General features: G+C 66.3%; 7 protein-coding genes. 3 read left to right on the top strand and 4 right to left on the bottom strand.

What is annotated here, in order from left to right; genetic code table 11:
* Window positions 1-347: 347 nt before the first annotated feature.
* Both QW861_RS24530 and QW861_RS24525 read left to right on the top strand, forming a co-directional pair.
* Complete coding sequence (locus tag QW861_RS24530) at window positions 348-1,355, top strand: efflux RND transporter periplasmic adaptor subunit (protein WP_316193580.1); 1,008 nt, start codon at window positions 348-350, stop codon at window positions 1,353-1,355.
* Window positions 1,348-4,500 carry an efflux RND transporter permease subunit gene (locus QW861_RS24525; protein WP_316193661.1) on the top strand — a complete coding sequence of 1,051 codons (3,153 nt, stop codon included), beginning with the start codon at window positions 1,348-1,350 and terminating at the stop codon, window positions 4,498-4,500. The genes QW861_RS24530 and QW861_RS24525 overlap by 8 nt, the downstream gene beginning before the upstream one ends.
* Window positions 4,501-4,676: 176 nt before the next feature.
* On the opposite strand, the gene QW861_RS24520 is transcribed toward QW861_RS24525, so the two are convergent.
* Both QW861_RS24520 and QW861_RS24515 read right to left on the bottom strand, forming a co-directional pair.
* Window positions 4,677-5,204, bottom strand: a complete 528-nt coding sequence (locus QW861_RS24520) for an MltR family transcriptional regulator (protein WP_316193579.1) — start codon at window positions 5,202-5,204, stop codon at window positions 4,677-4,679.
* 7 nt (window positions 5,205-5,211) lie between these two features.
* A complete protein-coding gene (locus QW861_RS24515; RefSeq protein ID WP_316193578.1) occupies window positions 5,212-5,799 on the bottom strand; it encodes a hypothetical protein in 588 nt (195 codons plus the stop codon).
* Window positions 5,800-5,914: 115 nt separating this feature from the next.
* On the opposite strand from QW861_RS24515, the gene QW861_RS24510 reads away from it, so the two are divergent.
* Window positions 5,915-7,111: a hypothetical protein gene (locus QW861_RS24510; RefSeq protein WP_316193577.1), complete on the top strand. Its 1,197-nt coding sequence runs from the start codon at window positions 5,915-5,917 to the stop codon at window positions 7,109-7,111.
* A 1,030-nt stretch (window positions 7,112-8,141) separates the two neighbouring features.
* Here QW861_RS24510 and QW861_RS24505 read toward each other — a convergent pair.
* Together QW861_RS24505 and putA are read right to left on the bottom strand one after the other, a co-directional pair.
* A complete protein-coding gene (locus QW861_RS24505; protein WP_316193576.1) occupies window positions 8,142-9,389 on the bottom strand; it encodes an amidohydrolase family protein in 1,248 nt (415 codons plus the stop codon).
* A 120-nt stretch (window positions 9,390-9,509) separates the two neighbouring features.
* Window positions 9,510-13,163, bottom strand: coding sequence for a trifunctional transcriptional regulator/proline dehydrogenase/L-glutamate gamma-semialdehyde dehydrogenase (gene putA / locus QW861_RS24500; RefSeq protein WP_316193575.1), 3,654 nt, complete (start codon window positions 13,161-13,163; stop codon window positions 9,510-9,512).
* Window positions 13,164-13,213: the final 50 nt, after the last annotated feature.

Raw genomic sequence — 13,213 nt, 5'->3', positions numbered from 1 at the left:
AAATATCCCGACGCATGCCGAACGCCCGATCTCCACGCCGCAGCGCGGCCGCGGTCCATGTTCGGCCACGAACCCGCCGCGGATGCGGCTCGCTTGCAAGGTAGCCGTCACAAGCATTGGCGCCTGCGTGCATCGCGCTGCGCGCTCCCCTCCGCAAGTACCGGGATCGCATCCGACGGAAACGGCGCTGGCAAGCGATAGCCGGACAGAGCCCGGGGAGTTGCCGGATCCGACGCGACCGTCCTGCAGCGAGCGCTGCTTGAAACACCCTCGAAGCTGAAGTAGCTGTTGTTGTAGAGACATCAACGTCATCCAGACGTTTCCCCGATCGATGGGGCCGGGACCGCATGGTGAGGCAACGGACGAGAGCTGCGGCCGCATGCGGTGCCGTGCTGTTCACGGTGGTTTCCCTGTCGTCGCGCGCGCAGGCGCAGTCTGACGGCGCGGCCGGCCGGGAGCCGGCGACGGTCAAGCTTTCCGCAACGCAACAGAAGCAGATCGGACTCCAGACCGCCGTCCTGGCGGCGGAATCCCATCCCGAACAGTTTCGCGCCTACGGCACGGTGCTGGACGTCGCCAGGCTGACCGACCTGACCAACAACTACGCCAATGCCCAGGCGCAGCTGCAGACGGCACAAGCGAAACTCGACGTCGCAAGACTCGCATTCGAGCGCGCCCGCGACCTCGTGCAGTCGGCGGCGATGCCGCGGAAGGATGCAGAGGCGGCGGAGGGCACGTTCCGGACCGATCAAGCCAGCCTGGCTGCCGCCGAATCGCAAGTGAAGACCCTGACGGCGACGGCGCGGCAGGAATGGGGCGCGGTCATCGGAAAGGGCATCATCGAGCGTTCGCCGCAGGTCGTGCAATTGATCGAACGCGAGCAGCTGCTGGTGCAGGTCACGCTGCCGCCCGGCGTGACTCTGGCCGGGCCGCCGCGCGGCGCGCTCGCGCAGGCGCCCACCCGCAGCGCCAACATCGATCTGCGCTATTTGTCGGCTGCGCCGCGAACCGATCCGCGCATCCAGGGCGTGAGCTATTACTTCGTCGCCGCCGGCGACAGCGGGCTGCTGCCGGGGATGAACACCACCGCCTATGTGCCCTCGGGCAAGTCGTTCGACGGCGTCTTCATCGAGGACACCGCGATCGTGCAATGGCAGGGCCGCTCGTGGGTCTATTTGCGCGCCGGTCCCGAGATCTTCAAGCGCCATCCGATCCGCACCGACCAGCCGGTGTCCGACGACGACTATGTCGTGCAGGACATTCCGTCGGGCTCCGAGATCGTCCTGCGCGGGGCGCAGGTGCTGTTGTCGGAGGAGGCCAAGAGCGAGCTGCGCGGCGGCGGCGATGATGATTGACGGCGTTCGCGGCGCCGCAGCCGGCCCCCAGGCGGCGCTGATCTCGTTTGCCATCCGCTTCCGCGGCATCGTGCTGGGGGTGGCCTGCACCATTCTCGGCTACGGCATCTTCTCGCTAGGCAGCGCCAATTACGCGGTCTTTCCCGAATTCGCGCCGCCGCAGGTCTCGATCCAGACCGAGGCCCCCGGGCTCAGTCCGGAACAGGTCGAGGTGCTGGTCACGCAGCCGATCGAAATCGCGATCAACGGTCTCGCCGGCGTCGAGAGCATGAGGTCGTCGTCGATCCAGGGCCTGTCCGTCATTTCGGTTATCTTCCAGCCCGGCACCGAGGTCTTCCGGGCGCGGCAATTGGTGACCGAGCGACTCGCGGTCGTCGCCGGCAGCCTGCCACAGGGCGTGCGGGCGCCATCGATGACACCGCTGGTGCCGGCGGCCGGCACCGTGCTGGCGATCGGGCTGACCTCCGAGCAGCGCTCGCTGATGGATGTGCGCACGATCGCCGATTGGACCGTGAGCCGGCGGCTGCTGGCCGTCGCGGGCGTGGCGCAGGTCACGACCTATGGCCGGGACATCCGGTCGCTGCAGGTGCAGGTGCGATCCGACGACCTTGTCCGCTTCGGCGTCGGTATGAACGACGTCGTCGCCGCCGCGCGCAAGGCCACCGGCGTGCGCGGTGCCGGCTTCGTCGACACCGCCAATCAACGGGTCATCCTGCAGACGCAGGGCCAGTCGCTCACACCCGAGCAGCTGGCGCGCACGGTCCTGCTGCACCAGGGCGGCGCCAGCGTGGTGCTCGGCGACGTCGCGACGGTCGTGAACGCGCCGGAGCCGCCGATCGGGGGCGCGCTGATCAACGGCCGGCCCGGCATCATGATGATGATCAGCCAGCAATTCGGCGCCAACACGCGCAACGTCGCGGCGCGCGTCGAGGCCGCGCTGCGGGAGCTGCGCCCGGCGCTCGACAGCGAGAAGGTCAGGCTGCACGCCGATCTGTTCCGCCCGGCGACCTTCATCGATGCGGCAACCGAGAACGTGCTGTTCGCCCTGCTGATCGGCGGCGCCCTGGTCATCATCGTGCTGTTCGTGTTCCTCTATGACTGGCGCACCTCGGTCATCAGTTGCACCGCGATCCCGCTGTCGCTGTTATCGGCCGTGCTGGCCCTGCAATGGATGGGACAGAGCCTGGACACGATGACCCTTGGCGGCCTCGCCATCGCGATCGGCGAGGTCGTCGACGATGCCGTGATCGGCGTCGAGAACGTGGTGCGCCGGCTGCGTGAGAACCGATGCCTGCCGTCGCCGCGCAGCGAAGCGCGCGTCGTCTACGATGCCATGCTCGAGGTGCGCGGCGCGGTCGCCTATGCGACCTTCGCCGTGCTCCTGGTGTTCGTGCCGATCCTTGCGCTGCCCGGCCTCGCCGGCCGGCTGTTCGGTCCGCTCGGCATCGCCTACATCCTCGCGGTGGTCGCCTCGCTGATCGTCGCGCTGACGGTCACACCGTCGCTGTCGATGCTGCTGCTGGCCGGCCGGAAGCCGCGCGAGGAACGCGAGCCGCCACTGGTGCGCTGGTCGCGCGGCTCCTACGAGACGCTGTTGCGGCGGCTCGGCCGGTTTCCCAAGTCGGTCATGCTGACGGCCGTGCTGGTGACCGCCGGCGGCGCAAGCCTGGTGCCGTTCTTCGGCGGCACCTTCCTGCCCGACCTGAAGGAAGGCCACCTGATCCTCCACGTCTCGACGCTGCCGGGGACCTCACTCGACGAATCGCTGCGGCTGGGCACGCTGATCGCCGAGGCCCTGCAGGGCGTGCCGGAGGTCCGCAGCGTGGCGCAGCATGCCGGCCGCGCCGAAGCCGGCGTCGATACCGCCGGCACGCATTCGAGCGAGATCGAGGTCGACCTGAAGCCGGGGCTATCAGGCGAACAGCAGGAACTGGCGCAGCAGCGCATCCGCGCCGCGCTCGCCAACTTCGCCGGCATCAACCTGTCGATCAAGACCTACCTGACCGAGCGCATCGAGGAGACCCTGTCCGGCTTCAACGCCGCCGTGGTCATCAACGTGTTCGGCCCCGATCTCGACGATCTCGAGCGCGCGGCGCGCGACATCGCGCGCGAACTCGGCGAGGTCTGGGGCGCGATCGACATCCAGCAGCAGTCGCCGCCCGGCATGCCGCAGGTCAACGTGACCCTGCGCCCGACCGATCTGCAATCCTGGGGCCTGGATGCGGTCGAGGTGCTGGAATTGATCCGCACCGCCTATCAGGGCGACGTGGTCGGCCAGGCCTATGAAGGCAACGTGGTCTTCAATGTCATCGTCAAGCTCGATCCCGATGCGACCGCACGCCCGACCGAGATCGGCAACATGCCGATCCGGACGCCGAGCGGCGCCTACATCCTCCTGAAGCAGGTCGCGGACATCTACGGCACCGCGGGGCGCTACGTCGTGCTTCATCGCAATGGGCAGCGCGTTCAGACCGTGACCGCCAACGTGGCCGAGCGCGACCTCGAATCCTTCGTGGCCGCGGCCAAGCGGAAGATCGCCAAGGAGGTCAAGCTGCCGCCGGGCGCGCACGTCGAGTTCACCGGAGCGGCCGAGGCGCAGGCCAAGTCGCGCCGCGACCTCTTGGTGAACTCGCTGCTGGCGACGATCGGCATCGTGCTGTTGCTGTCCTGCGTCACCGGGCACTGGCGCAACCTGGTGCTGGTGCTGATCAACCTGCCGTTCGCCTTCGTCGGCGGCGTCATCGCCGTCGCATTGACCGGCGGCGTGCTGTCGCTGGGCTCGATGGTGGGCTTCGTGACGCTGTTCGGGATCGCGCTGCGCAACTCGATCCTGATGATCTCGCATTACGAGCATCTGGTCGTCGTCGAAGGCCGCGCCTGGACTCTGGAGACCGCGATCGCCGGCGCCGCCGACCGCCTGGTGCCGATCCTGATGACCTCGCTGGTGACCGGCCTCGGCCTGCTGCCGCTCGCCCTCGGCGCCGGCGAGCCGGGCCGCGAGATCGAGGGACCGATGGCCGTGGTCATCCTGGGCGGACTCCTGACCTCGATGGCCCTCAACCTGCTGGTGCTGCCGACCTTGGCGCTGCGCTTCGGCCGGTTTGCGCGCGGCGTGCACGCCCGCGGAGATGTCGCGGCGAGCTGATCTTGGGCGTTAGACGTCCGCGACTTTTGCAGCACGTGGCTGCTCGACGCTTCACCGTGCGGGCCGGATGAAGGAGATTGAGTTCCGACCCGTGTTGACGAGCTTGCCACTGGTCAACTGCAGACCTTCGCGACCGAATGACCGGCGTCCGCATTCAGCCCATTGCGAACGTCAAGCTATCGCTTCCACTTGCCGTAAGACCGACGCTTCTCGCTAACATAGGCAGCTCGGTTGACTAGGTTGAGCAATAGTCCGGTCGCCGCTGTTGCGAACTGCCCTTCACCAGAAGATGGCCGATCCGGGTGGTCTGGCACCTTGTGCTTGAGCAGCTTGCACCGGTTCTTGATGACCTGGACTTTGAACGACGCCTTCATGTCGTGGGCAAAGTCGTTGCGTATCTTCCGTATTAGGTCGATATCATGAAACTCTTCCGCGGAAATAAGCCCGAGCGTGTAAGCCAGTTTGGCGCGTGCGCTGGATGTTCCGAGCGGCGCGTTACCGCCCTCGAACAGGTCTTCGACCACCTTGTCTTCAATCAGGTACGCGCAGAGGATTTCCTTCAACACCTGTTCCAAGTACCCGGTCGAAATCAGGACTTTCCCCCGAGGGCTCTCGTTGTTCAGTTCGTCGAGGTACGGGAGATAGTCTTTGAGGTTCGGATATTCCTCGAGAAGGTCGTTGTGGTCGATCTTCGCCCAAGCCATTTTGACCTCAGTAGTAGCAGTCGCGATATTCGCCGAGCACATCGAGTGACGCACCACAGTAACCTGTCACGTGGTTGTGGGCTCTGACCAGTCCCTCGAACTCGATCCGGGTGTAGGCGAAGAGCTTTCCCCCGATGCTGTGCGGGTATCGGAAGGAATCTCCCTTGGGGTCGATGTTATGCATGTGCTTGATGAGCTTATCGACGTGCTTTCCCCATGGGTCGTCCCTGCCCGGCAAGTCAGCCAGGTCGAACTGCTGCTTCTGCAACTCGCCCCACAGCGCAAGGAGATCGTGGCCGCACTCCTTGGCCTTTTCCCCGCTGTAGCTCTCGAACTCTTCGATCGCCCATTTGAGGTGAAGCTCAATCGAGTGCCGAGCGAGATAGAACAGCGGGGCCTGCATGAGCCCGTTAGAGTGCCAGCGGTCCCTGACCGCCCCGGCCAAGTGCCCGAACGCCAGTTCGTAGGAGTAAGCGAAATAGGAAAGGGTTTGGTCTGACGCGGACGGAGGCGCTTCGCGATGAAGGAATTTCTCCATCTGCTTGGGGATTTCGAACGCGCCGACCTCATCCAGGATATCGCTGAAGCTGCTCATCCCGAGAACGTGCTCCCCATGACCTATCCAAATATTCCGTGTTCATACCGAGGTTATAGCCGCTACAACGGGAACGGGAAGAATGATATTTGTCTCCATTTTCACGGGATCGACCATGGCCGATTGGACCCCGATGTTCACGCTTCCGAACATCACTCTCACCGACCCCATCGAGACCCAGGACGTTGCGCTGGTTTCCACGGCGGACGCGCGCCTGGCTGAAATCTGCTCCGCCCATCCCGTCTTTAAAACGTATATCCAGAGCTTCAAGACCGAGTTCGACCGGTCGCTAGCCCCCAGTTTCGTGCTGGTCCACAAGGACGCCCCTCCGTCATTTCGTGCGGTGGAGGCCTTGGCGGCTTTTCGGGACAGCATATCCCTATCGGTTATCCCCCTGAGTTGGGCGAGAGCGCTGAGGTTTGGCAGCGTGGGTCATCACATCCATTATTCCAATTGGTTCGCGGTCTACCCGTGGATGCTCGACAAGAACTACGAGCACCTGCTGTCCATGACCATGGCGACGACGGCCATGGGTGAGGTGGGCCGCCTCAGGGGACAGTCTTCACCCGGAATATCGGCCACCCATTTCGACCACTACAAGATCGATAAGGCTCTTCTAGATGAGCTGTTCGTCCGCTGGCAGCGGCTCTACCGGGCTCAGGTGCCCCTGCACGACGATATAGCCCTGTTCCGGTCTTTGAACATGGCCAACTCAGCGGCGATGATGCCGGCGGGGGTCGACGTAACCATGTACGACATTGGGCGGTCGGTTTCACTATGGGTCAGCGCATTCGAAATCCTCTCCCCGGCCAAATCGTCGGCGTTCCATTCAGTCTACGAAAACCTCAAGAAGGTCGAATACGGGCTCACCGAGTTGAATTCGGCGATTTACGAGGCCCATGGGTTCAAGACGACGCAGACCAAGGAAATCCTACCGTGCTGGGTGTACGGCGAGCTCTACAAAGCCCGCAACGACTTCCTCCACGGAAACCCGATTGATCGCGACCGGCTGACGGTCAAACCGTCCCAGCGCTCATTGTTCATCTACGCCGCGATCCTGTACCGCCTGGCGTTGACGGGATTTCTTGACTTGAAATTCAAAGTCTCGACGCCCTCGTCGGACGATACCGCGGCGTTTGCGGCCTATGTGAACGACTGGATGGATTACCGGTCCTACCAGGAAAACATCGAGGCCGGGCTTTCCACGATCCTCTACACCGAGGCGGAATACACCGCACGCAGGCGTGGGATACCTAACAATCTGCCGCCTCCACCGCCGCCGTCGACGGACCTTGATGAGTTCGAGGATTAGGTGACACCTATCGAGGTCGGCACGTCGTCTTATGTCTGCCCTGAGCCGCCGCGTTAGGCAATCTCAGCAATCTCAGGCCATGTCCGTTGGCCGAGCTGTTTCCGAAGCAGTCAAGGTGGCGTCCGTCGTGACCGAAGGAAGTGCAGTCGGAATATGAGGGCCGCCGCTGGACTGGGGCGACGTTTGGTTTGGGTCATTCACAACTTAATCCGACCGCCACGTCATGTCCGGAAATCGCCCTTCTCGGACCTTCCGGCCGCCGCCAAAGACGTCGGCCGGCTGGGCTTGAGCGGATATGCTTCTCGAGACTCGTGCGGGCCCGGAGCCAGGCGCGTATGACTGACAAGTCAACCTCCGATGCGATGCGCCCAAAATCTGATTTCTCTCACCGCCTCAAGCACATCACCCTTGTCCAGTCCTCCCACGGAAAATATTCTACTTTCGTTTTTCAGAAAAACATGATTGACTCTGCGCATCCCGTCCCGCCATGAGGGGCGCTTCGCGATCGTCACGAGACGTGGGTGCGGGATGCGGTGGGTGCATTGGATCGCAGCGCGAGCAATCGTGCGGACGAACGAGCCCGATGCGCCGGCGAAATCGTAGGGTCCTGGCCTCCCGGTGCTGAGGCCAAGCGGACGGTGACGATGATCCGTTCGTGACGGGGGCAAGACAGCCGGTCCCCGGGGAGAGGACGTATAAGCCGCCCAACCATCGCGCGGGGAATGCCGGGATGTCTCGGCTGAACCTGTGGTACCTGCCGCCTGCATTTTTTTTCGCAGGCGGGCCATGGGGGCGGCCAGCTCCCGGCATTCCCTGCGCCCTCTTCGTCGATGAGGGCGAAACGACCCGCACAACTCGGACGCACGGAGCGCCGCGAGGCCGAATGACTGCGTTCTAAGAAGCACTCATCGCAGATGTCGGCGCCCGCAGCGTCGAGGCGGTGGAGAGACGATGGACGTCCCGCATGACAGCGCGCACAAACGCTGGGACTGTCGACCATTGGCCCGGTGGATTTCGGCGCCGAGTTGCCTCAGGCGTTCAGCCTGTCGATGTGCACCTTGCCCGACTTCATCACCAGCGGAATGTGATCGCCCTGGCCGAGCAGGCACGAGACGTCGCGCAGCGGATTGCCCTCGACCACGAGCAGGTCGGCGAAGGCGCCGGGCGCGATGCGGCCGAGCTTGCCTTCCATGCCGAGCACCTCGGCGCCGATCACGGTCGCGCTGGCGATCACCTCGCGGGCGCCGAGGATCTCGGCGCGGATCCGGAATTCATCGCTCTGCAGGCGCTGGGACGGTCCCAGGAGATCGCTGCCGAAGCCCATCTTGACGCCGGCGTCGCGGTAGATGCCGAGCGAGCGCAGGCCGGCATCGCGCACATCGGCGATCTTGGCGACGCTCTCCGGCGGCAGGCCATACTGCGCGCCCTCATTGGCGAGCGCCTCATAGGTGACGAGCGTCGGGATGACATAGACGCCCTTCTCGGCCATCAGCCGCGCGGTCGGAAGGTCGACCAGATTGCCATGCTCGATGGTGCGGACACCGCAACGGACGGCGCGGGCGATGGCTTCCGCCGTGTAGGCATGCGCCAGGACGTAGGTCTGCCGCGCGCGAGCCTCGGCGACGATGGCGCGGATCTCGTCCTCCGAGTAGCCGAACGCACCGACGGGATCGGTCGGCGAGGCCACGCCGCCGGACGCCATGATCTTGATCTGGTCGGCGCCCATCTGCAGCTCCTCGCGCACCGCCTTGCGCACCGCATCGACGCCGTCCGCCACCCGGGCCAGCGCGCCGACGCGCACGCAGCACGGACAAGGGGCGTTGTCGGAGAGGAAATCCGTCCGCGCCCGCATGTCGCCATGACCGCCGGTCTGGCTGAGCGCCCGGCCGGAGACGAACAGCCGCGGGCCCTCGGTAAGGCCGGTATCGACGGCCTGCTTCAGCGGATAGCCGGCGCCGCCGGCGTCACGCACCGTCGTAAAGCCCCGCCGCAGCATGCCCTTGAGCAGCAGCGCCGAGCGCAGGGTCACCAGCACGTTCGGCATCTGCACCTGTTGCGCAAGATTGAGCTCGACCGCGATCGCATGCACGTGCAGGTCGATCAGGCCGGGCATCAGCGTCTTGCCTTGGAGATCGATGGTCTGGTCGACGCTGGTCTGCAACGGCTTGTCAGACACCTCCTTGATCAGATGGTCCTCGACCAGCACGTGATGGCCTTCGCGCAGCTCCGGCTGCAGCGGGTCGAGCAGAGCGGCATTCTTGAACAGGATGGTCGACATCAAGGTGTCCTCGATCTGTACGAAGCGTGCGTCAGCGGGCGGAGCGGGCCGACGATGACGGTGTTCTCCCCTATCCTGTCCAGCGGCCTCGAGCCAGCCCGGGACGGAATACCTGTCTTCTCAGCCGATCGACATCAGGCTGGCATTGCCGCCGGCGGCTGCGGTGTTGGTGGAGAGACTGACTTCGGTGACCAGCCGGTCGAGATCGTAGCAGCCGTCGCTGGCGCGCGGCGTGACGAGCGGGACGATCGGTCCGGGGCGCGTGGCGAGGTCGCGGCCGAGCGCGATCAATTCATCCGCCTCGCCGTCGGCAAGCACGGCCTGCAGATCGCCGAGAGCCCGCCAGCTGTCGACGATCCGCAGGCGGCCGCGCAGCCGGCTGGTGAGCGGTCCCAACACGGCACAAGCAGGGCTGGCGCGTTCGACGAACGCGTCGTTTCCGGTCATCAGAATGACGCCGATCTGGACCAGCAACGCCTGCTCGCTTCTCGCCAGTGCAGCGACGACGCCGCGCGCGGTGATGCGATAGATGTTCTGTTCACCGACGGGTCCTGGCAACTCGATCTCGAGCCCGGCCCGCACCTGGGGCCCATGCGCCTCGCACGCCAGCGCCGCCTCGGCGTGTCCGCTGGCGCGCAACCCGTCGAGATAAGAGCGCAAGACCGCGTCAGACTGCGACGCCATGAGCCGCTGGCGCGGCGGCATCGCGAACAGCCGGCGCAGATACAGCGGACCGCCGGCCTTCGGCCCGGTCCCCGACAGGCCGGAGCCGCCGAATGGCTGCACGCCGACGACCGCGCCGATCACGTTGCGGTTGACGTAGATGTTGCCGGCGGCGCTGCGGCCCGACGCCCGCGCAATTGTCTCCGTGATCCGCGAGTGGATGCCGAAGGTCAGGCCATAGCCGGTGAGGTTGATCGCGTCGATGAGGTCAGCGAGCTGCTCGCGACGGTAGCGCAGGACGTGGAGGACGGGGCCGAACACCTCGCGCTCGACATCGAAGATGCTGGCGATCTCGATGATGGTCGGCGCAACGAAAGTCCCGTGCGCCGCCTGCGGCGGCAGCGGCAGCTCGTCCACCGCATGACCGCGGGCGCGCATCGACGCGACATGAGCGGAGATGGTGTCGCGTGCCTCGTCGGAAATCACCGGCCCGACGTCGACGGACAGCAGGCTCGGATCGCCGAGCTCGAGCTCGGCCATCGCGCCGCGCAGCATCGACAGGATGCGATCGGCGACATCGTCCTGCAGGCAGAGGATGCGCAGCGCCGAGCAGCGCTGGCCGGCGGAGTCGAAGGCGGAGGTGATGACATCGGCGACGACCTGCTCGGCGAGCGCGGAGGAATCCACGACCAGCGCGTTCTGGCCGCCGGTCTCCGCGATCAGCGGCACGGGCTGTCCATGGACGGTGAGGCGCTCGGCAAGCTGTTTCTGGATCAGCCGCGCGACGTCGGTCGATCCCGTGAACATCACGGCCTGGACGCGGGCGTCAGCAACCAGCGCCGCGCCGACGCGGCCGTCGCCCGGCAGCAATTGCAGGACATCCGCTGGAACGCCGGCCTCATGGATGATGCGAACCGCTTGGGCGGCGATCAGCGGCGTCTCCTCGGCAGGTTTCGCCAGCACCGGATTGCCGGCCGCGAGCGCCGCCGCGACCTGGCCGGTGAAGATCGCGAGCGGAAAATTCCACGGGCTGATGCACACCACGGGGCCGAGCGGGTCGGGACTATCGCCCTCGGAGAGACGTTCGATCTCGCCCGCATAATAGCGCAGGAAATCGACGGCTTCGCGCACCTCGCCGACGGCGTTCGCAAAGGTCTTGCCGGCCTCGCGGACGATCAAGCCGATGAGGACGAGGCGACGCGCCTCCATCGTCTCGGCCGCGGCGCGCAGGCATGCGGCGCGCGCGCGGGGGCTGGTCGCGGCCCAGGCCGGCGCGGCGTTCGCCGCACGCGACAGGGCCGCCTCGATCTCGGCAGGCGCGGCATCCCTGACCGCGCCGACGACGTCACGGCGGTCGGCGGGATTGCGAATGCGGCGCGCGCCTTCGCTGGTGGTCGCTCCCGGCGCCGCAGCCGTCCAATCGAGGCTCGCGCTCGTGACCAGGCCTTCGCCGAGACGCGCCAGCGCGCGCTGATCGGAGAGATCGAAGCCGGCCGAGTTCGCGCGGTCCGGGCCGAACAGCTCGGGCGGGCGCCTGATCTTGTCGTGCGGCGCGCCCGGGCGTTCCGACGCGCGAACGATGGCGACGGGGTCCGCGATCAGATCGTCGACGGAGACGGCGGGATCGGCGATGCGATTGACGAAGGAGGTGTTGGCGCCGTTCTCCAGCAGCCGCCGCACCAGATAGGCCAGCAGCGTCTCGTGCGAGCCGACCGGCGCGTAGATGCGGCACGGCCGGCCGAGCCGTGCGGGTCCGACAACCTCCTCGTAGAGCGGCTCGCCCATGCCGTGCAGGCACTGGAATTCGTACTGGCCGCGCGCGTAGGTGGGGCCGGCCATCTCCACGATCGATGCCAGCGTCCGCGCATTATGCGTCGCGAACTGCGGGAACACGGCGTCGGGCGCGCCCAGGAGTTTGCGGGCGCAGGCGAGGTACGACACGTCGGTATGGTGCTTGCGCGTGAAGACCGGAAGGTCCTCCAGGCCATCGACCTGGGCGCGCTTGATCTCGCTGTCCCAATAGGCGCCCTTGACGAGGCGCACCATCAGCCGGCGCCGCGTGCGCCGCGCGAGGTCGATGAGCCAATCGACGACGAAGGCGCAGCGCTTCTGATAGGCCTGGATGACGAAGCCGATGCCGTTCCAGCCGGCGAGATCCGGATCGAGGCAGAGCGCCTCGAGCAGATCGAGGGACAGGTCGAGACGGTCGGCTTCCTCGGCGTCGATGTTGAGGCCGATGTCGTATCGCCGCGCGAGCAGCACCAGCCGCTTCAGCCGCGGCAGCAGCTCGTCCATGACGCGGTCGCGCTTGATGCTGACATAGCGCGGATGCAGCGCCGAGAGCTTGATCGAGATGCCCGGCCCTTCGTAGATGCCGGCACCGGCCGCGTGCCGCCCGATCGCATGGATCGCCGCCTCGTAGGCGGCGAAGTAGCGCGCGGCGTCTTCCGCCGTCGTCGCGGCCTCCCCGAGCATGTCATAGGAGTAGCGGAAGCCCTGCGCTTCCCATGGACGGCCGTTCGACAGCGCCGCGTCGATGGTCTGACCGGCCACGAACTGCTCGCCCATCAGGCGCATGGCGAGCGTCACGCCGCTGCGGATGATCGGCTCGCCGCCGCGGGCGATGAGCCGCGTCAGCGCCGAGGCCAGGCTGTCCTCGCTGGCCGCGGCCGTCAGCGTGCCGGTGACGATGAGGCCCCAGGTCGCGGCGTTCACCAGCAGCGACGGGCTGTGCCCGATATGGGCGCGCCAATCGCCGGTCGCGATCTTGTCGCGGATCAGCGCATCGCGCGTCGCGGTGTCCGGAATCCGCAGCAGCGCCTCGGCCAGGCACATCAGGGCCACGCCCTCCTGGCTCGACAGCGAATATTCGTGGATCAGTCCCTCGACGCCGCCGGATTGCGCCTTGCCGCGCAGACGCAGGACCAGATCCCGCGCCAGACCGGCCGCTCGTGCCGACGATGCCTCCGGGAGCGCGGCGAGATCGAGCAGCGGCGCGATGCACTCCGGCTCGGCGCGGCGATAGGCCGAGGTGATCGCGGCGCGCAGCCCGCTCTGGCGCTGGACCTGGGTCGCGAACGCGGCGAACGGTCGTGGCGGCGACTGCGACATGACCCGTCTCCTCTGAAGCGATTCTCGTCACTCACCGCGCATGCACGGGG

Source organism: Bradyrhizobium sp. SZCCHNRI1029, assembly GCF_032487555.1.
In the GTDB taxonomy this organism is placed as follows: domain Bacteria; phylum Pseudomonadota; class Alphaproteobacteria; order Rhizobiales; family Xanthobacteraceae; genus Bradyrhizobium.
Note: the sequence above shows the minus strand (reverse complement) of the source record. Positions and strands in the feature narration are given on the sequence as shown.